A 23,594-nucleotide genomic window follows, 5' to 3' on the forward strand; every position below is an offset into this window, starting at 1 on the left:
TGCCGGGCGTCACACGGCGGCGCCGCGATAGACGACCATATTGGCACCTTGGCTTTGGGTGAAATTGTCATAGCCGATCAACCGGACATGATGGCCGGGGTTGGCATCGTGGCAGGCTTTCAACTCTGCCAAGATCGCATCAACATCGCTTTCGCCAAACATCGGCAGCTTCCACATATACCAGTAGGTGGCGCCCGCAAATTCGGGCTCGGTATGCTCAATCGCCGGGTTCCAGCCGTGTTTTACAATCCACTCCACCTGCTTGCGAATTTCGCCGTCATCCATCGGCGGCAGGTAGGAAAAGGTGCCCATCTTGCGGCTTTCGGGCGTGGAAAGGCGGGAGGGATAGTCTTGAACGGTGCTCATTTCGGGGTGTCCTTTTTGAGGAAGGGGGAGCGATCAGCGGTGCTGCACGTCGAGCTTGTCGACGGTGTCGAACTCGAACTTGATCTCTTTCCACGTCTCCATTGCCACTTTCAGTTCGGGGCTGTGCTGGGCGGCTTTGGTCAGAATGTCTTTGCCTTCCTTCTCAAGTTGACGCCCCTCGTTACGCGCCTGCACGCAGGCCTCCAGCGCCACGCGGTTTGCCGCCGCGCCTGCCGCATTGCCCCAAGGGTGGCCGAGCGTGCCGCCCCCGAATTGCAAGACCGAGTCATTGCCAAAGATCGAAACCAGCGCGGGCATGTGCCAGACATGGATGCCCCCCGAGGCGACCGGGAAGACGCCGGGCATCGAGCCCCAATCTTGATCGAAGAAAATCCCCCGTTCGCGGTCTTCCGCCACGAAGCGGTCGCGCAGAAGGTCGATCCAACCGAGCGTGGCAGCACGGTCGCCCTCAAGCTTGCCGACCACGGTGCCCGAGTGTAGGTGATCGCCGCCCAAAAGGCGGAGCAGTTTCGCCAGCACCCGGAAATTGATGCCGTGGTTCGGGTTGCGGTCAATCACGGCATGCATGGCGCGGTGGACGTGCAACAGCATCCCGTTTTCGCGGCACCATTTGGACAGCGAATTATGCGCGGCCCAGCCAAGCGTGATGTAATCCGACATGATGATCGGCGTGCCAAGTTCCTTGGCAAATTCGGCGCGCTTGAACATATCTTCCACCGTCGGCGCGGTGACATTCATGTAATGGCCCTTGCGCTCGCCGGTCTCGGCTTCGGATTTGGTGATCGCTTCTTGGCAAAACAGGAACCGATCACGCCAGCGCATGAAGGGTTGCGAATTGACGTTCTCGTCGTCTTTCGTGAAGTCGAGCCCGCCGCGCAGGCATTCATAAACGGCGCGGCCATAGTTCTTGGCGGAGAGGCCAAGCTTGGGTTTGATCGTGCAGCCCAAAAGCGGGCGGCCATATTTGTCCATCTTGTCGCGTTCAACCTGAATGCCATGCGGCGGGCCGAAACAGGTTTTCACGAACCAGATCGGGAAGCGCACATCTTCCAGCCGCAGCGAGCGCACCGCTTTGAACCCAAAGACATTGCCCACAAGCGAGGTGAAGACGTTGACGACCGAGCCTTCCTCGAACAGGTCTGCCGGGTAGGCGATGAAGGCGTAAAAGGCTTCGTCATGGCCGGGCACGTCTTCCACCCGATAGGCGCGGCCTTTGTAATGATCGAGATCGGTCAGAAGGTCGGTCCAGACCGTGGTCCAAGTCCCGGTGGAGCTTTCCGCGGCGACGGCTGCTGCGGCCTCTTCACGGCTCACGCCCGCTTGCGGGATCACTTTGAACACCGCCAGAACGTCGGTGTCTTTCACCGTGTAATTCGGCTCCCAATAGGTGGCGCGGTAGTCTTTTACCCCGGCGTCATAGGTCTTTCTGGGCTGGGCATTCATTGGCGGGTCTCCTCCCCATGCGTTGGCTTGGGAGGAAGCTAGCGGCTTGCGAGACTAGGTAAAAATGAATAGTTTTTAGGTATAGACTTTAGAAAAGGCTATTCATGCGAGCGAGTTTACGGCAATTGCAGATCTTTGCGGCGGTGGCGCGGGAGCTTTCCTACACCCGCGCGGCGGAGGCTTTGCACCTGACCCAGCCCGCCGTTTTCACCCAAGTGCGCACGCTGGAAGAGCAAATCGGCGCGGCGCTGATCGAGCGGATCGGCAAGCGGCTTTACCTTACGCAGGCGGGGGAGGTGGTGCTGGCTTCCGCGCGCGAGATTTTGGGAGAGATCGACCGGATGGAGGCCCGCTTGGCCGAGGTGCAAGGGCTTTCCTCCGGCTCCTTGCGGCTCGCGGCTGTCTCCACTGCGCAATATGATGCGCCCACGCTTTTGGGCATCTTTTGCAAAAACCATCCGGGGATTGAGGTTGCGCTGAAGGTCGGCAACCGGGGCGAATTGCTCGCGCGCTTCGCCGCGAATGAAGACGATCTTTACATCCTTGGCACCCCGCCCGAGGAGGTGGAGGCAGAGCATTTCGCCTTCGCGCAAAACCCGTTGGTGCTGCTGGCGCCGCCCGATCACCCGCTGGCAACAGCGCGTGCCATCGCGCCCGAGATGCTCGCCGAAGCCCCTTTTGTGATGCGTGAAAAGGGATCGGGCACGCGGATCGCGACCGAACGCTTCTTTGCCGCGCAGGGGCTTTCGCCGAAAGTGCGATTGGAACTTGGCGCCAATGCCGCGATCCGGCAGGCGGTGCGGGCGGGGCTCGGCATCGCGGTTTTGTCCCGCGCGACGGTGGAGGTAGAACTGGAACTTGGGCGGCTCGTGGCGCTCGATGTTATTGGTTTTCCACTCAAACGTGCATGGCATGTGGCATGGCCGCGGGGCAAACGGCTTTCCCCGGCGGCGCAGGCCTTTTTGGATCAGCTCCGCGCCACAGCAGGGGCCTAATCCGCCGCAACCTTTGGTTGACAGTTTTGTCTTGTCACATGCTGCTTTCTGAATAACACTTGACCTGCGGGAGGGGAGCCCGCTTAGGGAGGGAGGCCATCAGTTATGACGGCCCATTTTATCACCGCTGCCTGTTTTCGGCAGACGGGCTATTCTGGTAACCATCCGCTGGCCATTCCGCGCGTTGGAACGGTGGAGCGACTTTGCGAGGCGCTGGGCTGGTTTGGGCGCGGCCATGCGCCGCTTGAATGCTTGCCCGCCAGCCGGGCCGAGATTGCCCGGTTCCATCAACCCGATTATCTAGACGCGATCCAGCGGTCCGAGGCGGCTGGCCATGCCAGCAGCGAAGATCGCGCGCGCTATCACATTGGCACTTTGGAAAACCCCGTTTTCGAGGGGCTTTGGCATCGTGCGGCGGTGTCTGTGGGGGGCGCGATGCTGGCGGCACGGCTTGCGCATCAAGGCGCGGTGGCCTTTCATCCCGGCGGCGGCACGCATCATGGGCTGCGCGGACGCGCGAGCGGCTTTTGCTTCCTCAATGATCCGGTTTTTGCAATCTTGACGCTTCTCGATCTTGGTCGTTCGCGCGTCCTTTATGTCGATTTTGATGCCCACCATGGCGATGGCGTGGAACTGGCCTTTGCCAAAGATCCGCGCGTGATGACGCTTTCCCTGCATGAGGCGGGTCGCTGGCCCTTTACCGGCGGGGCCGAAGATCAGGGGGAAACGCTTCGCAATTTGCCGCTTCCGCCGCGGCTCAATGACACCGAATTCGACTGTGTTTTGGAAAAGGCTGTGCTGCCTGCCGCGCGCGACTTTGCTCCCGATGCGGTGGTGGTGACGGTGGGGGCGGATGCGCTTTTGGGTGACCCGCTTTCGTCGCTTGCTATTACCAACACCCGGCTTTGGGCCGCGACCGATGCAGTTTGTGCCTTGGCTTCGGCGCGGGTGGTTTTGGGCGGGGGGGGCTATAACCCTTGGACGCTGGGGCGCGCTTGGGCAGGGCTTTGGGCACGGCTTTCGGGGCAAGACATTCCTGCGCAACTGCCCAAAGCGGCGCGCAGCGTTTTAGAAAGTCTCGATTGCGATTTGGTCGAGCCTGAAGACCGCGCAGCGGTTTGGTTTGAACGCATCGCCGACCCGGAAAACCCCGGCCCGATCCGGCCGGAGGTCGAGGCGCTTGTTGCCGCCACCTGCGGCTTTTCCGCGACGATAGGAAGGAGGCTTCCATGCGTGACTGGATAGAGCGTTTGGGCGATATTGAGCCGCTGGAAGATGCGGTATTCGACGCTGGTTTGGTGGCCGAAATGCAGGCGCATGCCGCGCGCACACGCGCCCGACCCGTGCGCTTTTCCACGCCCACATTCAAGGAATATGACAGCCAAGAGATCAAAGGCTGTGGCAAGAACGCTTTCCCGGCCTTTTCGATCACGGGCGGCGCCTGCGCGCTTGATTGCGATCACTGTAAGGCGAAGATCCTTGAACCAATGATCCCGGCCACAAAGCCCGAGGAATTGGATCGCAAAGTCCGCGATCTGGTGATGTTGCAAGGTTTGCAGGGGTTTTTGCTCTCCGGCGGTTCGAACCGGCGCAATGAAATTCGCTATGATAAATTCTATCCGGTGATCGAGGGGCTGAAACGCGATTTCCCTGAGATGCGGATCGCCATCCATACCGCGCTGACCGATGTGGCGGGCGCCAAAAGGATGGAGGCGGCGGGCGTCGATACGGCGATGATGGATGTGATCGGCGCGCAAGAAACGATTGAGCAGGTCTATCATCTTCAGCGCCCGGTGGAGGATTTTGAGGCAACGCTTGCCGCGCTCAGCGCCACGAAAATGGAAATCTCGCCCCATATCGTGATTGGGCTGCATTACGGGCAACTTTTGGGCGAAGAGCGCGCGCTGGAGATGGTTGCGCGCTATCCAACGAAGGCGCTTGTTTTGGTGGTGGTGATGCCGTTTTACGCAACGCCCGGCACCTTCGCCACCGTTCCCGCCGATGATGTGGGGCGCATCTTTTTGCGCGCGCGGCAGGTGCTGCCGGATCGCGATGTGCTTTTGGGCTGCGCGCGCCCTGCGGGGATGCATAAGCGTATCACCGATGCCTATGCGGTGATGGCGGGGCTGGATGGCATTGCCTTCCCGGCGGAGGGTGCGGTGGCGGTGGCCGATATGATTGGGCGACCTTGGGAGCAAGCCCATGCTTGCTGTTCGATCAAGCTCGGGCAGGGGGAAAGTCTGCGTGCGGGGTGCGCGGCATGAGTGTGGATGTGCTGATTGTCGGGCTTGGCCCGGCGGGGGCATCTGCCGCAGCGGCGGCGGCACAGGCGGGGGCGCGGGTGCTGGCGGTAGATAAACGCGCCACACCGGGCCAGCCCGTGCAATGCGCTGAATTCGTGCCTGCGGCGCTCGCTTTGGAAACCCCCGCCGTGCGCGCTGCTGCGGTGCAAGAAATCGCCGCGATGGAGACGTATTTGACCGATGACCCGCTGCGCAGCGCGGGCTTTTCGGGCGTGATGATCGACCGCGCGCGCTTTGATGCGGCTCTGGTCGCGCAAGCCCTTAAGGCGGGCGCGGAACTTGTCTCTGGCTGTGCGCTTGTGGCGTTTACGGAGGATGGCGCTGCGCTTTTGGCCGATGGGCGCCGTTTTACTCCCCGTGTGGTGATCGGTGCCGATGGTCCGCGCTCAGCCGTCGGGCGGGCCGTTGGGTTGGTGAACCGCGATTTGTGCGAGGCGCGGCAAATCACCGTACCGCTGCGGGTCGCCCATGATGCGACCGATATTTTCCTCGCGCCCGAGATTGTCGGCGGCTATGGCTGGCTTTTTCCGCGCGGAGATGAGGCGAACCTTGGTCTTGGCGTGGCAGCACAGGCGCGCGGGAGCCTTAAGCCCCTGCTTGAGCAACTCCATCAAGAACTGATCGCCGAAGGTCGTGTGGGCACTCAGGCGCGCCGCTTGATCGGGGGCACAATACCCGTGGGGGGCTTGGTTGGCCCGGTTGCGCGGCGTGGTGCGGCAACTGTTTTGCTGGCGGGCGATGCGGCGGGTCTGACCCATCCGATTACCGGCGCGGGGATCGCAACAGCGGTTCTTTCGGGCCGGATGGCGGGCGAGGCTGCTGCGCAAATGGCCGCCGGGAAGGCTGCGGCAGAGACGGATTATGCTGAGGAAATCGAAGATCTGTTTGGCCCCTCGCTTACACTTGCGGTGCGCCGCCGCGCCGAATTGATGGCGCATTACGCGGCGGGCCGCCGCCCCGATGTGGCTGCTTTGCGCCGCGCGTGGATTGCTTGGCCCGAATACCGCACAGACCCCACCCGCGTGGAGGAGCTCGCATGAGTTGCACGAAATCCGAAACCCCAGCCCAAGGCGTTGCCAGCGGCTTTAATGCGCCCGAAATTATGTTTCCGCGCGCCCCGGCGCCGACACCTGCTGGCATGAAAAACGGTGGTGCGGTGAAACAGGCGGGCCACGCGCCGCAGGGGCTTTACCGCCCAGATTATCGGGTGATGACGCCTGCCATGCGCTCGCCCGACTACGTGCAAATGTCGACCGCCGCCGCGATCACACTCGGGCTGGTGGAGGGGCAGATGTATAATTGTTCCTGCACGCGCTGTTTGAACCTGCTTTTGACCTATCCCGAGGGATGCCGGGCCAATTGCGCCTATTGCGGGCTCGCGCGCCACCGCGAGGCCGAGCGCAATTATGCGGACCGCAACTTTATCCGCGTGGATTGGCCCGCCGTGCCGATGGCCGAGGTGGTGGACCGGATCGCGGCAGATGTCGAGAATACGCCCTTCCAACGCATGTGCATTTCCATGATCACGCATCCGAACTCAGATGCCGATACCGTAACGGTGCTGAAGACATGGACCGACCGGATCGACCCGGATCAAATCCCAATCTCGATCCTGTCGAACCCGACAACGATGACGCGTGAAGATGTTGTGCGGTTGCGGGATATGGGATCGGATATTTTTACCGTGGCGCTTGATGCTGCGACGCCGATGATCTTTGACCGCACGCGCGGCAAAGGCGTGCAATCGCCGCATTCTTGGGCGGGCTATTGGGAGGCGCTTGACTGGGCGCGCGATGTGTTCGGCCCGCAAAAGTTCGGCGCGCATCTGATCGTTGGCATGGGCGAGACCGAGGCCGAGATGCTGGCCGTGGTGCAGCGCTTGGTCGATATGGGCGGGCACAGCCATATGTTTAGCTTCTACCCCGAACAGGGCAGCTTGATGGACCATCTGCCTGCCACCCCGCGCGACCAATGGCGGCGTGTGCAACTGGGGCGCTATCTGATCGACTATTATGGGGTGCGGGTGGAACAGATGCGGTTTGATCATCTGGGTCGGGTGGCGGATTTTGGGCTGCCGCAATCGGAATTGGATGCGATCATTGATGCCGGGATCGCCTTTCGCACCTCCGGTTGCCCGGGCAAGTTTGCCGAAGATATTTCCGCCTGCGATCGGCCCTATGGCGACAGCCCGCCCTCGGACATCGCGTCTTACCCCTTTGCGCTGCGTCCGGTGGATATCAAACGGGTGCGCAGCCAGTTGAATATGGCGCGGGCCAACGAGAGCTATGAGCCGGGAGAGGAGTTCGAATATGACTAAGCCTTTCCGCGTGATTGATACGGGGGTGCGGCCGGGCCGTGCGCAGATCGCTTTTGATCAGGCACTGATCGAGGCGCATAAGGCGGGCACCATCCCCGATACGATCCGTTTTTTGACCTTTCCGCCCACGGTTTTGGTGGGGCGGCATCAGGCGATTGGGCAGGAGTTGAACTTGCCCGCTTGCCGCGCCGCGGGGGTCGGGATTGGGCGGCGCGTCACGGGCGGCGGCGCGCTTTATTTGGATGAAGGCCAGTTTGGTTGGGAATTGGTGTTTCACAAGCAAACCCTTGGCTTGCCCAGCTTGGGCGATGTGGCGCGTGAATTGTGCGAGGCAGCGGCTGAGGGGCTGCAAAGCCTAGGAATTGCCGCACGCTACCGCCCGCGCAATGACATTGAGGTGGAGGGGCGGAAGATCTCGGGCACCGGTGGGTTCTTCGACGGCGACACGATCTTTTATCAGGGCACGATCTTGCGCGATATGGATGGGGCGAAGATGGCGGGGCTGTTGAACATCCCCGCCGCCAAGCTCGCACGCCATGGGGCGCAAGCCGGGGCACAGCGGATCGTGACAATGACCGAACTGTTCAACGGTGCTCCGCCGCCCGAAGCCGAGGTGAAAGAGGCGCTCGTCGCGGCTTTTGCTAAGCGGCTTGGCATTGCGCCCTCTTGGGGGGCGATCACCGCTGAGGAAGAGGCACTGGCGCAAAAGTTCCATGACGAAGAGATCGGCACAGATGAGTTCGTCTACGGCATTGATGATCCGACCCGCGTGGCGGATGTGCTTTCGGGGACGCATGCCGGGGCGGGGGGCACAATTACCGCGCATCTGCGGCTTGAAGGCCCCGCGCATGACCGCATCCGCGAGGTGCTGTTCACGGGCGATTTCTTTGTTGCCCCGCCGCGGATCGTGCCGGATTTGGAGGCGTCTTTGCGCGGGGTCGAACTTGCTGACGTGGAAAGCACCGTGGCGCAGTTTTTTGAAAACGCGCGAGCGGCGCTGATGTCCGCCCCCGGCAGCGATTTTGCGCGTGCGGTGCGCGTGGCGGCGGCGATGCGTCACGAACCCGCAGGCTAAAGCCTCGGGTCTGGCAGGGCGAGGCGCAAAAAGGCCTTTGCCGCTTCTGTCAGGTGGCGTTCGGGGTGCATCAGCAGCCGGAAGTTGCGCGCGGCGGGCGGGGCCTCTAGCCGCACCAGCCGCCCATCGGCCAGTTCAGCCTCCACCGCGAGCCGCGAAATGAGCGTGGCGCCGCCACCTGCGATCACCGCTGAGCGCACCGCTTCATTTGAGGGGAATTCAAGCTTGCCACCGGGATTGGGCACGCCCATTTCGACCAACGCTTCATCCATCCGCGCGCGGGTGCCAGAGCCTTCTTCGCGCATGATCCATGGGCCAGCGGCAAGAACGTCTTGGCTTGGGGCGCTTGCCGCCCAAGGGTGGCCGGGGGCAACGACCAGATACAGCTCATCTTCACCGAAGGGTTCATCGCTGAGGCCGGGGTGGGCGGCGCCGCCTTCGATAAAACCGAAATCGGCGGAAAGGGCGGCGACCTCATGGCCCACGGTTTCGGAATTGGCAGTCACCAGATCAAGCGCAATGCCGGGATAGGCCGCGTGAAAGCGCACAACGAGCGGCGGCAGCCAATAGGTGGCAAGGGTTTGGCTTGCGGCAATGCGCAGGCTGCCCCGTGCAAGCCCGGCAAGATCATCCAGCACCCGTTCGGCGGCGGCGGCGCGTGCAAGCACGGCACGCGCTTCGGGGACGAAAAGCTTGCCCGCATCCGTCAGTTTGATGCCGCGCCCGACCCGGTCAAAGAGCTTGGTGCCGTGGCGGGCTTCCAGTGCAGAAACGGCGGCAGAAACCGCCGATTGCGTCAGGTGCAAAGCTTCTGCGGCGCGGGTCACATGCTCGCGTTCTGCCACCGCCAGAAAGATGCGCAATTGCTCAAGGGTCATGGCCCGAAGTTAAAAGAGCGAAGCGCCCATGACCAGTACGAAGGTCACACCGGCAATGAAGAGCGAAGCCACAAGGCCAAGCGCGAGCGGGCGCACCCCTTTGGCGCGCAGCCGGCCAACATCGGTTTGCAGCCCCATTGCGGCAAGCCCCATCGCCAACAGCACCTGCGTGACTGGGCCAGAAGCTTTGGTGACGAACTCGGGCACATAACCGGTGGAGGCCAGCCCAACCATGGCGATGAAGCCGATCACGAACCACGGAAACGGCGCGCGGCCAGAACTGCCCACGTGGCGCGCCATGATCAGGATCAGCGGTGCCAAAAGGGCAACCCGGGTCAGTTTGGCGATGGTGGCAAAAGCGGTCGCTTCCGGCCCGCCTTGCGCACCGGCGGCAACCACCTGCGCCACTTCGTGGATCGAGGCGCCTGCCCAAAGCCCATAATTATGCGCGCTCATCGACTGGCCGACCACCGGGTAAAGCACCATCGCGAGCGTGCCGAAAATGGTGACCGAGGCGATGGCATAGGCCACATCTTCATCGCTTTCGCGCCCAACGGCATTTGCCGCAAGCACGGCAGACGCCCCACAGATCGAGGTGCCGGTGGCGATCAACCGCGTGAGCCCGGCTTCCACGCCCAGCCAGCGCCCGGCGGCCAGCGTGAAGAAATAGGTGGCAAAAAGCCCAATCAAGATCGTCGCAAGCCCCATGCCGCCGACCGATAGCACTTGCCCCAGCGTGAGTTGCAGACCCAGCGTCACAATGCCAGCGCGCAAGAGCCGCCGCAGCGAAAAGGCAAGCCCCGGCACAGCGCCTGCGGGCAAGCCGTAGGTGTTGCGCACGACAACGCCGATGACGATGGCGATGATCAGCGGGCTGAACATGGAAACCCCCGGCAGGATGCGCACGGCAAAGGCTGCCGCCACGATTGCCGCCACCAAGGAGACCCCGGGCCAGATCGAAATGCGTGGCTCGGCGGCCGGAACGGCGGTGGCAGTCATGGCGGCTCCTTCGGGCTTGGCATCCGTGAGGGTGTTCAGATGCAAATAGCTTGATACGATTCCGTCATTCATAAAAGCGAAATGATATTATTGAACTAATCGAAAAAAATGAACGAATGCGCCGCGCGTTGACTTGTGTGGTTTTCCTGCTCTGATCGAGGCAAAGGGGAGGATGCGATGAAAACGATCTGGGTGATCCAGCATACGCAGGCCGAATACCTTGGCCTGATCGAAGACCATCTGGAGGGGCGGAACCTGCGGTTTCGCTATTTTCGCCCCTTTGTGGCCGGGGGCAGCTTGCCCGAGGGCACCGCCGCCGATGGGTTGATCCTCTTGGGGGCGGGGCCCTATGGCGTCGTTTCCGGGCATATCCTGCCCTCGCTTGGGCCCGAGTTGCGCTTGGCGCAGGCGTTTTTGCAGGCAGGCAAGCCCGTGGTGGGGTTTGGGCTGGGGGCGCTGATTCTGGCTGTGGCGGGGGGCGGCGGTGCCGAGGAAGCGCCGTTGCGATTCGAGGTTGCGGACGCAGAAATCACAGGGCTTGGGCCTGCCGCGCCGCAGCGAATGCCCTTGGCCTGCTATTTGCGCGATCGCCCTGTTTTGGGCCCCGGTATGGCCCCGGTGATGGCCGGATCGGAGGGTGAAATGCTGGGCTTCACGGTTGGGGAAAACAGCCTTGGCCTGCTTGGCCATCCGGGGATGAAACGCGGCATGGCAGAAGATCTGATCATGGAATTTTCCGAAACGCCCGAGGCCACGGTGGAGGCGCTTGACGCGCTGGGCATGGCACAGCGCGAAATTGCCGAAAGCTTGGGTCCGTTCATGGTCGCGCTGATCGCGCAAACTGGCTGGATGTCGCCTTCTGCAACGCAGCGTTGAAAAAATCTTTTGACATTCCAAAAATTACATCTGACGATTTAAGCATTCGAACGGTGTTGGGAGTGCTGTTCGAATACTCCGATAAAATGTGGTCACGGTCGTTTGGGAGGGCGCCTTGGCGAGCAAGCTTATCATACTCATGGTCAATACAGATCCCCGCAATGGCGAGGAATTGGGGGCCCCGTTCTTTCAAGCCACGGTCGCCGCGGCAATGGATTACGAGGTCGATGTGGTGTGCACCGCCACGGCAGGGCGTTTGATGAAAAAGGGCGTGGCAGAAGGGCTTGTGGTCAAGGAAGGCTCGCCCAAAACGGTCTATGATTTCATCAAAGATGCGCATGAGGCAGGGGCCAAATTCTGGTGCTGTTCGCCCAATCTTGATCTCTTTGACATGACCCCCGAAGACCTGATCCCGGAATGTTCTGGGATCGTTGGCGGGGCCAAGGTGATCGAAGATATCATGGAAGATGACGACGCCAAGGTGCTGACTTACTAAGATTTTCTTGCGCTTTGTAAGAGGATTGCGCCAGCCTGGGGAGGGGCCAGCCATGAATGCGCATACCAAGACGACACAACCTCAGATTGCAGACCCGGTCTCGGAAAAGCCGGTCGTGGCCTATGAAGAACTCGAAGAAATCTTCGACGATATTCGGGGCCATCCGCTTTACGATCACGAGATTCACGGCTGTCTGAATTGTGGGATTTGCACCGCCACCTGCCCCTCGGCGCAGTATTATGATTATTCGCCGCGCGAGATTGTTCAGCTGCTTTGGACCGAAAATCTCGAGGGCATTTACGACGCGATGCATGAGAAAATTTGGGCCTGCGCGCAATGCTATACCTGTGCCGCGCGCTGCCCGTTTGAAAACTCGCCCGGTGGGCTGGTGATGATCATGCGCGAAGTGGCGATCAAACATGAATTGCCCTCGGTGAAAGAGGTGCTGCGGCCATTTTCGCGCGTTCTGCTCAAGGTTGTGTCGACCGGTAACCAGTTGGCGCCGAACATGATTACCCGGGAAGCCTTTCCCGATTGGGGGCCGAATGTCGCGAAGGTCGATGCGCCGCTGATGGTGCTGCGCAAGGCGATCCCGATGCCGACGATGCACACGCTCGACACAGCTTGGGAGGTGAACCTGCGCACCTCGGTCGAGCTTTATACGATTTGGGAGGCGACCGGGGTGCTCAAGCAGCTCGAACAGGTCGATGAGAACCTCTTCGACGTGGTCTCTGACGTGATGGAGGAGAAGCGCGACGAATGGGAGGAATGGCTCGAAGAGCAAGAAGAGGACGATGACGACGATTGAGCGTCGCCGCCACGCCCGTGGCGAAATGAGGCCCGCAGCTTTTGGGAGGAGTGCGGCAGATGGCCAACGAGACCGAGGGGAAAGGCGCCTATAATGGCTTTGGCGCCGATTGGGCCCCCACCAACTTGACCGAAAACGAGGCGCAGCGCGCCACCGATTGGGTCACACAAAAGATCGACAAGCGCTTCCTTCTGACCGGCAAAGACCGCAAAGAAGATGTGCGCGATATCATGTGGCAGCTTGAAAAAGAGGGTGAAATCGTCGTGCATCGGGTGGGGGATCATCACGCCCCCGAAATGGCGAAAACGCTTTACGGCTGGGACAAGAAGATCCCGACGACGAACCTTTGGCACCACAAGTCCTGCGGCCAATGCGGCAATATTCCGGGCTATCCTTCCTCGGTGCTGTGGATCATGAACCAACTTGATCTGACGTACCTTGATGAGACGGATCAGACCTCTTGCACGGCATGGAATTACCACGGCTCGGGCATCGGCAATGTGGTTTCGCTGGCCGCCGTGTTCTTACGTAACATGCATCAGGCCTATGTGTCGGCGAAGGCGCAGGGGCTCCCAGAAGGCACCTATTACCCACTCATCCACTGCGGAACATCCTTCGGAAACTACAAAGAAATCAGGGGCTTTTTGCTGCATTCGGCAGAGCTGCGCGAAGAGGTCAAAAAGATCCTCGGCAAGCTGGGGCGGCTGGTGGATGGAAAGCTTCTGATCCCGGAAGAGATCGTCCATTACTCGGAATGGCTGCACGTCATGCGCCACCGGATCAAAGAGCGCCAGCAGATCGACGTGTCGAACATCCGCACCACGGTGCACCCGGCCTGCCATGTCTATAAAATGGTGCCGGAAGACGTGATCTATGACGATACGGTGATGAATGGTGACCGGGTCGCGGTGACGACGGGGCTTTTGAATAGCCTTGGCACGCAGGTGATCGACTATTCCACGTGGTATGATTGCTGCGGATTTGGTTTCCGCCACATCATCGGCGAGCGTGAGTTTACCCGCTCCTATGCGATTGATCGCAAAATCAAGGTGGCGGTCGAAGAGGCGCGGTCAGATGTGATGATCGGCCATGACACCGGCTGCATCACCACGCTCGATAAAAACCAGTGGATCGGCAAGGCGGTGGACAAGGTCTATGCGCTGCCGGTGATGGCCGATTGCCAGTTTGCGGCGCTGACGATGGGCGCGCATCCCTACAAACTTGCCCAACTCCATTGGCACGCAAGCCCGTTCGAGGGGCTGCTCGAGAAAATGGGGATCGACTGGGAAAAGGCGAAGGCCGAGTTCGAGAGCTATCTCGAAGAGGTGAAAGAGGGCCGGATTGAGACGCTTTATGACCCCAAGCGCGCGATCACCTCAGGCCCCGGCTACGTCAAACCCCCGAAAAGCCTGCCCGAAAAAACCGAACAGGGAGCGTGAAGTATGAGTGAGAAACCCATCCTGATCGTGGGCGGTGGCCCGGCGGGGCTTTCGGCGGCCCATGCGGTTGCGGCCTCGGGTCGGCAAGCGGTGATTGTGGAAAAGGCCGACCGTCTGGGCGGCGCGCCGATCTTGCAAGGCTATGCGAAACTCGTGCCGAGCCATGAATGGGCGAAAGATGCCATCGGCGGCATGGTCACGCGGGTGCAGCAAAACGCGAAGGTCACCGTGCACACCGGCGCGCAGGTGCAAAGCTTTGCGGGCGATCCGGGGAGCTTCGTTGCGACGCTGAAAGACGGCACGAAGATCGAGGCCGATGCGGCGATCTTGGCCACCGGCTTCACGCATTTCGACAGCCTCAACAAGCCGGAATGGGGCTTTGGCACTTACCCGGATGTGGTGACCACGGTGCAGGTGGAGCAGATGATTTCCTCGGGCAAGGGCATCCGCTGCCCGTCCGATGGCCGTGTGCCCGACCGGGTGGCGATCTTGCTGTGCGTCGGCTCGCGCGACCGGCAGATTGGCCGCGAATGGTGCTCGAAAATCTGCTGCACAGTTTCGGCCAATATGGCGATGGAAATTCGCGAACTGAGCCCCAAAACCAACGTCTATATCTATTACATGGATATCCGCACCTTCGGGCTCTACGAGGGCGAGTTCTACTGGAAGAGCCAAGAAGAAGCGCGGGTCAAGTACATCAAGGCGCGGATCGCCGAGGTGACTTCGGACGGCAAGCGGCTTGTCGTGAAGGGCGAGGATACGCTGGTCAAGCGCCCGATCACCATTCCCTTCGACATGGTGGTGCACGCGATCGGTATGGACCCGAATGTCGATAACATGACCCTCGGCTCGGTCTTCGGCGTCAACCTCAACCAATATGGCTATATCGGCAAGGCGGCAGCCTACACCACCACCGGCCAAACCTCGCGCCCCGGTGTTTATGTGTGTGGTGCGGCCTCTGGCCCGGAAACGATTGACGATTCCATTGCGCAAGGCCAAGCGGCGGCGATTGCCGCGCTGTCGCGCCAAGGCGTGGGCATGGCACAGGCGGCAGAGTGATGTTTGGCCGTAATCGCAAACAGGCGGTGCTTGCCAAAGGCCCGGTGCTGGACCTTTCAGGGGATCGTTTGCGCCGCGCCTTCACCAATTTGGGCGAGTCCGCGCAGCCGACCGGCGGGGTCAGCCGCTATATCACGGCACTGCATCTGAAATCGGCGCTTTTCAAAGAGCTGTTGGGGCAGTCTGCCACCGGGATCACCGAGACCGAATTCCTTGATTTGGCGGCCTTTATCGCGCCGGTGCGCCGTCGCATTGGTCCGGCGATTGCGCGGATCGGTATCGAAGAAATGGCCGCGCGGATTGAGGTGCTGTTGCACGGCGGTGGCACGGTGGAGGAGCGGCTGGCCCATTTCATGGCGAGCTTCCCGGATGGCAAGGAAATGCGTTGGGTGCGCGACCTTGGGGCGGAGCTTTTGCATTTCACCCAGCCCTCGGTCCCGCTGATGACGCGCTGGATCTGGGATGCGCGCGTTTCCACCGGAGTATTGCGTGAGATTTGGCATGCCGAAGACGTCGATGCCGCAGAAATCACCGCGCCCGATGATCTGGCGACCTTCACCACCTTGCGTGCCGAGATTGACGGTTTTCTGGAAGGCGAAGGCGTCTACCGTGACCGGCTTTGGATGACCGATCTGCTGATGGCGCATATCTATGCGGGCTATATCAATGATCGCGGCGGGCAATATCTGCGCAATGATTTCACGCAAGAAGGCGATCCGATGCTGCACACGCGCCGGATGCTGGGTCTTGATGCTGTGGATACCAAGACCGGGCGCACTCGACTGCGGTTGATTGATGGCTCCGCCCATGAATTTGGCGGTTCGCTTTCCGCCCGTCTCGACCTGACCACCGCCGAAGACGCTCCGGAGGCTGCTGATGCCCATTCATGAAAAGACCCTGATCCGGCCCGAGAACCTGGTGACCAATGATGAGTTGGTGATTGATGGCGTCGATGTCTCGGGCCATTGGTCCACCTTCATCAAGCCGCGCACGATCACCGATTATAACGAGGCGATGCAGGAGGAAATCGCGGCGCTGCCGGGGGGCGAGAACATCCACCGCTGCTGGCAATGCGGCTCTTGCACCAATTCCTGCACGATGAATGCGGTCAACCCCGAGTTCAACCCGCGCTACTGGATTTACCTGATCCGGCAGGGGCTTGAGGAAGAACTGCTGCGCGACAAGGACATCATCTGGCAATGCGTGTCGTGCAACAAATGCACCTATGCCTGCCCGCGCGATGTGGTGCCCGAAGCGGTGATGAAAGCCACTGCGCATTGGCTGGAGTTGAAGGGCCATACCAGCGAAAGCCCGTCTTCGGTGTTCGACCGGGGCTTTACCGACAATGTGCTGAAGTCCGGCAAGATCGAGGAAGGCCATGTGCTGCGCATCTTCTTTTGGCGCACCGGGCAGCCGCTCGCGCCGCCGTGGCTGCGGGACCTGATCGCTGGCTTGGTGAAGAAATTCCCGGTCTTTTACTTGTTCAACCTGCTGAAAACGGCGGTGTTCCGGCCCAAAACGCGTGGCTGGGGCAAAACCGGCGTGGCGATTGAGGACTATGTGCGCGAACGCCATGCCGAACAGGCGCAGGCGCTTGGGCTTTCGGGCAAGGGGGGGCACTGATGGCCAAAGATCTCAAGGAAAAGGATCTCAAACAGGTGGCCTATTATCCGGGCTGCGCGCTTGAGGGGACGGGGCACGCCTATAACCGTTCTACCAAGGCGGTGGGCAAGGCGCTTGGGCTTGAACTCGTTGAGGTGAAAGACTGGAACTGCTGCGGCGCGATGGAGGTAAAAAACATCGACCCGCAGGTGCAAACCTACCTTTCGGCGCGCAATCTGACGAAGACCGAAGAGATGGGCTTTAATGTGGTGATGGCGCCCTGCAACGGCTGCTATCACAACCTCAAAAAGGCCGAATACGATCTGGCGCAGAACCCACAGGCGGTGGAGGCGAACGAGCGTATCTCCGCCAAGGCGGGGCACCATGCCTATAGGCCCGGCGGCGTTGAAACGATCCACGCGCTGGATTGGCTTAAACGTGCGGTGGGCGAGGAAGAATTGGCGCGCCGCACCGCAGGCAAGCTCAAGGGCATGAAGGTCGCGAATTACTATGGCTGCATGTACACGCGCCCGCGCCACATCTTCCCCGAGAAAGATCAGGGCGAAGGTAGCGAGTCGACTTACGCGCCGCATTTCATGGATGATCTCTTGGCCTCTGCAGGCGCAGAGAACGTAGATTTTCCTCTGAAAACGGCCTGCTGCGGCGGCGCGCATGCAATGTCGGATGCCGATACCTCAACCCAATTGGTGCTCAATATCCTGACGACGGCGGAGGCCTGCGGGGCCGAAGTCATCGCTACCGAATGCCCGACCTGTCACACCAGTTTGGAAATCCATCAACTGCGTGCCGAGAAGCTTTTGGGCCGCAAGACCAATGTTAAAATCCTCTATTTCACGCAGCTTTTGGGCATGGCGCTAGGCCTTTCGCAGCGCAAGGTGGGGGTGGCCGAGAATATGGCCGATCCGCGCGCCTATTTGCGGGAAAAGGGGCTGAAGTGATGGACACGGTTTTCCCCGAAATTCTGGCCGAAATCGACGCGGGGCTTGAGGGGCGCGCTGAACTACCCTCGCCTGACGCGCTTTTAAAACGGGCTGAAGAGATTTTGGAAGCCTGGCTCGCGGCGCGTGGCGAAGTGCCCGAAGCGGGGGAGGTGGAGGGCTTTCGGCTGCTGGCGCTACACCGGCAGGGCTGCAAGGGCACACCCAGTTTTAACGCCTGTCGTGAGACCTGCCGCGAAATAGTATTTCGCAGAAACGTCACACTGGAATACGGTGAAGATACGGTCACCGCCCATCGATTGGAGGCGATGGTGGTGAAGCATTTGGCCCTCTTCGTCGGTGGTAAGCTTGAGCAGACGGGGCTGGGCGAATTTTGTTGTTCGTCACGTCCGTTGCATGCGGGCGTGGCCTGAGGAGGAAAAACACATGCCCATCGTGCGCGGATGTAACCTGCCCGACGAGCTTTTCTATGATGTGCCCAACAACCTTTGGTATCGTGCCGAGTCCGACGGCACCTATACCGTTGGGATGACGATGATCGCCACGGCCATGGCCGGGGCGCTGGTGGCCTTTACGGCCAAAAAGGTCGGCAAGACGATTGATGCGGGCAAATCGGTCGCCACGGTTGAAAGCGGCAAATGGGTCGGCCCGGCAAAAATCGGGTTCCGCTCTGAAATTGTCGCCGTGAACGACGAACTGACCGGCAGCCCCAAGCTTGCCAATACCGACACTTATGGTGCGGGCTGGATGGTGCGGGTGAAGCCCGAAGACCCGGCCGCCGCTGCGGCGGTTTTGGTGCCGGGGTCAGAGGTCGCCGGGCCCTATGAGGCCAAGATGGAAGCCGATAACTTTGCCGGCTGCGCGGCCTGATTGATGTGAGTGTTTCCTCTCGGGCATGGGCTCGGGAGGATGTGAAACGGGGCAGGGAGGCCCCGACCACCGGCCGACTTTGGCGGCGGGACGGGTGATGATTGCCCATGCTCAAGGGAGGGAGCATGACGGATACAGAAACCAAATCCATGTCGATCATTGTCACCAAGGGCACGCTCGACTGGGGCTACCCGCCGTTCATTCTGGCCACGACCGCGGCCGCGATGGGGCTAGAGGTGACGATGTTCTTCACCTTTTACGGGCTGACATTGCTCAAGAAAAAGCTCGACCTAAAGATCAACCCGCTGGGCAATGCGGCGATGGAAATGCCCATGGGCGGCATGCATATGGCGATGCCCAACATCGTGGCTGCGATGCCCGGCGCGACCGCGCTTACCACCACGATGATGAAGGATATGCTCAAGAAAAAGGGCGTCGCCTCGATCGAGGAGCTGCGCGAAATGGCGGTGGAGGCGGATGTGAAGATCATCGCCTGCCAGATGACCATGGACCTTTTTGAATACAAGAAAAGCGACATGATCGACGGGCTCGAACTGGGTGGCGCGGCCACTTGGGTCGATGCCGCGACGCGCTGCGACATCAATCTTTACATCTGAGGGAGGAACAGATGATGGCTGATCAGGTGCTTGATGCAAAAGGGCTCAATTGCCCTTTGCCAATCTTGCGGGCGAAAAAGGCGATCAAGGACATGACCGCCGGGCAGGTTCTTGAAATTCAGGCAACCGACCCCGGCGCGGTGAAGGATTTTGAAGCCTTCTGCCGCACCACCGGCAATGAAATGGTGGACCATCACATGGATGGCGGCACCTATGTGTTCAACATCCGGGTCAATTGAGCTTTAGCGAAACAGCACCACCGGCACGCGGCAGGCGCGCATCGTGGCGGTGGTGGTTGACCCGATGAAGAGCGAACGAATGCGGGAATGGCCATAGGCGCCCATCACCAGCATGTCGTAGTTCTCTTCATCGACCATGCGCCCCAGCACGGCCTCAGGTTGGCCTTGGGTCAACGTGGTTTCGGCCACAATCCCCGCGGCGGCGAGCATGGCTTGCGCATCGCTGAGCCGCTTTTTGACGGCAGGTGAGTCGATGTCCACCGCGACCAGATGCACCGTCAGCCCGGTGTAAAGTGGGCTGCGGGCAATATGGTCCACCGCCTTGAGCGCGGAGACCCCGCCATCATGGGCGACCAAAATCCGCTCAATCGGCTTGAAGGCGCGGTTGGCTACCAGCACCGGCCCCCGGCAAGACCGCGAAATCCGCTCGAGGTTGGCGCCCAAATGCTCCATCGCCTGATCGGCCTCTTCGCCGCGCTTGCCAAGAACGATGCCGCGCGCCTCAGGCTCATAGTCCCCAACGATTGAGACAAGATCGCCTTGCCGCAATTCGGTGGTCACATCTTGAATGCCCGCTGCTTCCAGCAAAGTCTTGGCATCTTCCAAAAGCGCGCGGCCTTGGACGCCCATCAACCGGGCGCGCTGCGCATCGAGCGCGGCGAGTTCATCCATCACGCCAGAGCGGCGGCCAAGCGGCGCGGGGGCGCCCACATCGGGCGGGATGACGCCATTGGAGCGCAGCACATGCACCACCACAACGGGCGCGCCAGTGCGCTTTGCGATCCATGCCGCGTGGTCGCAGACGCTGGTGGCGTAAATCGACCCATCGACGAATGCGATGACCTTGCCGCTCATGCGCCCTCCCTCGGCGATCTGGCCTTTCCGGGGCCTTGAATAATTGGCGCTTATACCCGTTTGGCACCCCTCACAAGGATGCGCGCATAGGTTTAGAAATCAAGCGAGGCGTCGCTCGTTTCTTCGGCGAAATAGTCGTGGTTTTGCTGCAAAATCCGGTCGATTTGTTCTTTGATCCGGCTCAGGTGGGAGCGCATCGCCGCCGCCGCCGCTTCGGGCTCGCGGCCGCGCAGCGCGGCCAGAATCGCCACATGGTCTTCCCAAGCGGTGCGTGAGGCAAAGGACAGTGAAAGCATCCGCACCCGGTCCATGTGGCCCTTGTTTTCCGAGATCAATTCCCACGTAAACGCCAGATTCGCCCGCGCACAAATCTCGTGGTGAAATGCATCGTCCAGCAGATGAAATCCGTTGCGATCATCCGCCTTGATCGCCACGTCTTGCTTTTCAATGATCTCCGCCAAGGTATCCAGATCCGCCTCGCTCAGCCGGGGGGCGGCGGTGCGGATCGTCTCGACCTCAAGTGCGGTTCGGATGAAGCGCGCGCGCATCACCGCGGCGCCAGAAATCAGCGTGACCGTGGTCGCGCGTTGGGGGCGAATGAGCAAAAAACCAAGCTTTGACAAACGATAAAACGCATCGCGCACAGGTTGGCGCGACACGCCCATCGCTTTGGCGACCTCAATTTCAGAGATCTTGGCACCGGGTTTGAGTTCCAGCGACAAAACCTGTCGGTGCAGCTCTGCATAGACCTGATCGGCCACGGTTGTGGGGGCAAAATCGAGTTTCGGAAGTTGCAAAGCGTTGGTCATGTCCATCCTCATTGACGGCGCGGTTATACTAGCATATTAGTTTATATCAGTGGCACAGTCCACTGTCGGAATAACAAGAGAATGGGGGATGAACCATGGCTCTGCTGGACGCTGACCGCCTGTTTCCGGTTGAAGAACGGGTGCGGGGCATGGCCCGGGCGCTTTACGACACCGTCAAAGATGCGCCGATTATCTCTCCCCATGGTCACACTGATCCCCGTTGGTTTGCTGAAAACGCAGCCTTTCCGGACCCCGCCCAACTGTTTGTGACACCGGACCATTACGTGTTCCGCATGTTGCACAGCCAAGGCGTGAAACTGGAAAGCCTTGGCGTGCCGCGTGCCGATGGTGGCCCGGTGGAAACCGATGGCCGCACAATCTGGCGCCGCTTTGCCGAGCATTTCCACCTGCTGCGCGCAACGCCTTCGCGGATTTGGCTCGACCACGCTTTTGAAACCGTTTTCGGCCTTGATCAGCGGCTCAGCGCTGCGACCGCCGATATGTATTACGACCACATCGCCGAGTGCCTCGCCAAGCCCGAGTTCAGGCCGCGCGCGCTGTTCGAGCGGTTCAAGATCGACGTGATCGCGACCACCGAAAGCCCGCTGGATGACCTGAAATGGCACCGGATGATCCGCGAAAGCGGCTGGACGGGGCGGGTGATCACCGCCTATCGCCCTGACCCGGTGGTTGATCCGGACTTCGGTGGCTTTGTGCAAAACGTCGAACAGTTTTGCGCGATGGCGGGCGAAGATCCGGGCTCTTACGCGGGCTACTTGGCCGCGCACCGCAACCGGCGTGCCTATTTCAAGGAATTCGGCGCGACCTCCACAGACCACGGCCACCCGACAGCCACCACTCACAACTTTGGCCCGCAAGAAGCTGCTGCGCTTTATGACCGGGTTATGTCGGGGCAGGCCGATGCCGCGGAGCGCGAGGCGTTCCGCGGACAGATGCTCACCGAAATGGCGAAGATGTCGCTCGATGACGGGTTGGTGATGCAAATCCACCCCGGCGCCTTCCGCAACCATTCCGGTCCGGTGCTGGATCGTTTCGGCCGCGATAAGGGCTATGACATCCCCTCGCGCACCGATTACGTCACCGCGCTCAAGCCGCTGTTGGATGCGGTGGGCGAAGAGCCGAACCTGACGGTGATCTTGTTCACGCTCGATGAAACCACCTATGCGCGCGAATTGGCGCCGCTGGCGGGCGTTTACCCCTGCCTGCGTCTGGGGCCGCCGTGGTGGTTCCATGACAGCTACGAGGGCATGTGGCGCTTCCGCCAAATGACCACCGAGACTGCGGGTCTTTATAACACCGTCGGTTTCAACGACGACACCCGCGCCTTTTGCTCGATCCCGGCCCGTCATGACGTGTCGCGCCGGGTCGACTCTGCCTTCCTCGCCACGCTGGTCGCCACGGGGCGGCTTGCGGAGGATGAGGCCTTTGAGGTCGCTCAAGACCTCGCTCACCGGCTTGCGCGGCAGGCCTATCGGCTCTGAGAGCCACTCATGGGAGGAGACAATCCATGAAACATCTCACCACCCTTGCAACCCTTCTGGCTGGCGTGGCTTTCGCCGGGGCCGCGACGGCCTGCGAAACCACCTTCCGTTCGTCGGATACGCACCCGGAGGGCTACCCCACCGTTGCGGCCGTTGAATATATGGGCAAGCTGCTGGAAGAGCGCACCGATGGTCGGCTGTGCATCGAGGTTTATCACTCCGCCCAGCTGGGCGAAGAGAAAGACAGCATCGAACAAACTCAGTTCGGTGTGATCGATATGAACCGCGTTAGCCTTGGGCCGTTCAACAACATCATCGAAGAAACGCAAGTTCCTTCGCTGCCCTATATCTTCCGTTCGGTGGACCATATGCACACCGTGATGGACGGCGACATCGGCCAGCAAATTCTGGACGCTTTCACGCCCCACGATCTGATCGGTTTGGCCTTCTACGATGGCGGCTCGCGCAGCTTCTACAACAGCCAAAAGCCGATCAAAACGATGGCCGACCTTGAAGGCATGAAGTTCCGCGTCATGCAATCGGACCTGTTTGTCGACATGGTCAGCGCGGTGGGCGCCAACGCGACCCCGATGCCCTATGGCGAGGTTTACAGCTCGATCCAAACCGGCGTGATCGACGGGGCCGAAAACAACTGGCCGTCCTATGACAGCTCGGGTCACTTCGAAGTTGCCAAATACTACACGCTCGACCAGCACTTGATCGTGCCGGAAGTGCTGGTGATGTCGAAAGTGACTTGGGATGGGCTGAGCGCCGAAGACCAAGCCGCCGTGCGTCAAGCCGCGCGGGATTCGGTTCCGGAAATGCGTCGCCTGTGGGCCGAGCAAGAAGCCCAGTCGGAGGCCAAGCTCGAAGCCGCTGGTGTCGAAGTCATCACCGATATCGACAAAACCCCGTTCATCGAAGCGATGGAACCGGTTTACGCGAAATACGTGACCTCGGACGTGCTCAAAGACCTCGTCGCGCGCATTCAAGCGACCGAGTGATCTAACTGCTTGCGCCGCGCGAGGGGGGCCTCGCGCGGCGTTTCTCTAGTAGCCGGGAGGGG

General features: G+C 60.7%; 26 protein-coding genes. 20 read left to right on the plus strand and 6 right to left on the minus strand.

What is annotated here, in order from left to right; genetic code table 11:
* Positions 1-9: 9 nt before the first annotated feature.
* Positions 10-366, minus strand: coding sequence for a ribulose bisphosphate carboxylase small subunit (locus BW967_RS14335; protein WP_076485782.1), 357 nt, complete (start codon positions 364-366; stop codon positions 10-12).
* 33 nt (positions 367-399) lie between these two features.
* Complete coding sequence (locus tag BW967_RS14340) at positions 400-1,830, minus strand: form I ribulose bisphosphate carboxylase large subunit (RefSeq protein WP_076485783.1); 1,431 nt, start codon at positions 1,828-1,830, stop codon at positions 400-402.
* A 104-nt stretch (positions 1,831-1,934) separates the two neighbouring features.
* Here BW967_RS14340 and BW967_RS14345 point away from each other — a divergent pair, with 104 nt between their 5' ends.
* The 6 genes from BW967_RS14345 (at position 1,935) to BW967_RS14370 (ending at position 8,520) form a co-directional block, all read left to right on the plus strand.
* Positions 1,935-2,825, plus strand: coding sequence for a LysR family transcriptional regulator (locus tag BW967_RS14345; RefSeq protein ID WP_076485784.1), 891 nt, complete (start codon positions 1,935-1,937; stop codon positions 2,823-2,825).
* A gap of 105 nt (positions 2,826-2,930) precedes the next feature.
* On the plus strand, positions 2,931-4,070 hold the full coding sequence (locus tag BW967_RS14350) for an acetoin utilization protein AcuC (protein WP_076485785.1): 1,140 nt from the start codon (positions 2,931-2,933) through the stop codon (positions 4,068-4,070).
* Entirely contained in the window at positions 4,055-5,089 is a 1,035-nt protein-coding gene (locus BW967_RS14355; protein ID WP_076485786.1) for a radical SAM protein, read from the plus strand. The genes BW967_RS14350 and BW967_RS14355 overlap by 16 nt, the downstream gene beginning before the upstream one ends.
* Entirely contained in the window at positions 5,086-6,168 is a 1,083-nt protein-coding gene (locus tag BW967_RS14360) for a geranylgeranyl reductase family protein (RefSeq protein ID WP_076485787.1), read from the plus strand. The genes BW967_RS14355 and BW967_RS14360 overlap by 4 nt, the downstream gene beginning before the upstream one ends.
* Entirely contained in the window at positions 6,165-7,445 is a 1,281-nt protein-coding gene (locus BW967_RS14365) for a radical SAM protein (RefSeq protein ID WP_175610462.1), read from the plus strand. Before BW967_RS14360 ends, BW967_RS14365 begins: the two co-directional genes overlap by 4 nt.
* A complete protein-coding gene (locus BW967_RS14370; protein ID WP_083952271.1) occupies positions 7,438-8,520 on the plus strand; it encodes a lipoate--protein ligase family protein in 1,083 nt (360 codons plus the stop codon). The genes BW967_RS14365 and BW967_RS14370 overlap by 8 nt, the downstream gene beginning before the upstream one ends.
* On the opposite strand, the gene BW967_RS14375 is transcribed toward BW967_RS14370, so the two are convergent.
* Both BW967_RS14375 and BW967_RS14380 read right to left on the minus strand, forming a co-directional pair.
* Positions 8,517-9,398, minus strand: a complete 882-nt coding sequence (locus tag BW967_RS14375; protein WP_076485789.1) for a LysR family transcriptional regulator — start codon at positions 9,396-9,398, stop codon at positions 8,517-8,519. The genes BW967_RS14370 and BW967_RS14375 overlap by 4 nt on opposite strands.
* 9 nt (positions 9,399-9,407) lie before the next feature.
* Entirely contained in the window at positions 9,408-10,397 is a 990-nt protein-coding gene (locus tag BW967_RS14380; protein ID WP_076485790.1) for a YeiH family protein, read from the minus strand.
* A 177-nt stretch (positions 10,398-10,574) separates the two neighbouring features.
* On the opposite strand from BW967_RS14380, the gene BW967_RS14385 reads away from it, so the two are divergent.
* The 12 genes from BW967_RS14385 to BW967_RS14440 all read left to right on the plus strand — a co-directional run bounded on the left by BW967_RS14385 (position 10,575) and on the right by BW967_RS14440 (position 19,362).
* Positions 10,575-11,273: a type 1 glutamine amidotransferase family protein gene (locus BW967_RS14385; protein WP_076485791.1), complete on the plus strand. Its 699-nt coding sequence runs from the start codon at positions 10,575-10,577 to the stop codon at positions 11,271-11,273.
* Positions 11,274-11,388: 115 nt separating this feature from the next.
* Positions 11,389-11,769, plus strand: a complete 381-nt coding sequence (locus BW967_RS14390) for a DsrE family protein (protein WP_076485792.1) — start codon at positions 11,389-11,391, stop codon at positions 11,767-11,769.
* A gap of 52 nt (positions 11,770-11,821) precedes the next feature.
* Complete coding sequence (locus BW967_RS14395; RefSeq protein ID WP_083952272.1) at positions 11,822-12,577, plus strand: 4Fe-4S dicluster domain-containing protein; 756 nt, start codon at positions 11,822-11,824, stop codon at positions 12,575-12,577.
* Between the two features lie 59 nt (positions 12,578-12,636).
* Positions 12,637-14,016, plus strand: coding sequence for a heterodisulfide reductase-related iron-sulfur binding cluster (locus BW967_RS14400; RefSeq protein WP_076485793.1), 1,380 nt, complete (start codon positions 12,637-12,639; stop codon positions 14,014-14,016).
* A 3-nt stretch (positions 14,017-14,019) separates the two neighbouring features.
* On the plus strand, positions 14,020-15,075 hold the full coding sequence (locus BW967_RS14405) for an FAD-dependent oxidoreductase (RefSeq protein ID WP_076485794.1): 1,056 nt from the start codon (positions 14,020-14,022) through the stop codon (positions 15,073-15,075).
* Positions 15,075-15,965, plus strand: a complete 891-nt coding sequence (locus BW967_RS14410; protein WP_076485795.1) for a hypothetical protein — start codon at positions 15,075-15,077, stop codon at positions 15,963-15,965. The genes BW967_RS14405 and BW967_RS14410 overlap by 1 nt, the downstream gene beginning before the upstream one ends.
* Positions 15,952-16,698 carry a 4Fe-4S dicluster domain-containing protein gene (locus BW967_RS14415; RefSeq protein ID WP_076485796.1) on the plus strand — a complete coding sequence of 249 codons (747 nt, stop codon included), beginning with the start codon at positions 15,952-15,954 and terminating at the stop codon, positions 16,696-16,698. Before BW967_RS14410 ends, BW967_RS14415 begins: the two co-directional genes overlap by 14 nt.
* Positions 16,698-17,636, plus strand: coding sequence for a CoB--CoM heterodisulfide reductase iron-sulfur subunit B family protein (locus tag BW967_RS14420; RefSeq protein ID WP_076485797.1), 939 nt, complete (start codon positions 16,698-16,700; stop codon positions 17,634-17,636). The genes BW967_RS14415 and BW967_RS14420 overlap by 1 nt, the downstream gene beginning before the upstream one ends.
* A complete protein-coding gene (locus BW967_RS14425; protein ID WP_076485798.1) occupies positions 17,636-18,049 on the plus strand; it encodes a hypothetical protein in 414 nt (137 codons plus the stop codon). The genes BW967_RS14420 and BW967_RS14425 overlap by 1 nt, the downstream gene beginning before the upstream one ends.
* Before the next feature lie 13 nt (positions 18,050-18,062).
* Complete coding sequence (locus BW967_RS14430) at positions 18,063-18,506, plus strand: biotin/lipoyl attachment domain-containing protein (RefSeq protein WP_076485799.1); 444 nt, start codon at positions 18,063-18,065, stop codon at positions 18,504-18,506.
* A gap of 125 nt (positions 18,507-18,631) precedes the next feature.
* Positions 18,632-19,123 carry a sulfur carrier protein DsrE2 gene (gene dsrE2, locus BW967_RS14435; RefSeq protein ID WP_076485800.1) on the plus strand — a complete coding sequence of 164 codons (492 nt, stop codon included), beginning with the start codon at positions 18,632-18,634 and terminating at the stop codon, positions 19,121-19,123.
* 11 nt (positions 19,124-19,134) lie between these two features.
* Entirely contained in the window at positions 19,135-19,362 is a 228-nt protein-coding gene (locus BW967_RS14440; protein ID WP_217696388.1) for a sulfurtransferase TusA family protein, read from the plus strand.
* 3 nt (positions 19,363-19,365) lie between these two features.
* Here BW967_RS14440 and BW967_RS14445 read toward each other — a convergent pair whose 3' ends face one another.
* A complete protein-coding gene (locus BW967_RS14445; protein ID WP_076485801.1) occupies positions 19,366-20,217 on the minus strand; it encodes a universal stress protein in 852 nt (283 codons plus the stop codon).
* Positions 20,218-20,309: 92 nt separating this feature from the next.
* Positions 20,310-21,026 carry a GntR family transcriptional regulator gene (locus tag BW967_RS14450; protein WP_076485802.1) on the minus strand — a complete coding sequence of 239 codons (717 nt, stop codon included), beginning with the start codon at positions 21,024-21,026 and terminating at the stop codon, positions 20,310-20,312.
* A 95-nt stretch (positions 21,027-21,121) separates the two neighbouring features.
* Here BW967_RS14450 and uxaC point away from each other — a divergent pair, with 95 nt between their 5' ends.
* Both uxaC and BW967_RS14460 read left to right on the plus strand, forming a co-directional pair.
* Positions 21,122-22,528, plus strand: a complete 1,407-nt coding sequence (gene uxaC / locus BW967_RS14455) for a glucuronate isomerase (protein WP_076485803.1) — start codon at positions 21,122-21,124, stop codon at positions 22,526-22,528.
* 26 nt (positions 22,529-22,554) lie between these two features.
* Positions 22,555-23,532: a TRAP transporter substrate-binding protein gene (locus tag BW967_RS14460; protein WP_076485804.1), complete on the plus strand. Its 978-nt coding sequence runs from the start codon at positions 22,555-22,557 to the stop codon at positions 23,530-23,532.
* Positions 23,533-23,594: the final 62 nt, after the last annotated feature.

The organism is Rhodobacter aestuarii, from assembly GCF_900156655.1.
Lineage (GTDB): Bacteria > Pseudomonadota > Alphaproteobacteria > Rhodobacterales > Rhodobacteraceae > Rhodobacter > Rhodobacter aestuarii.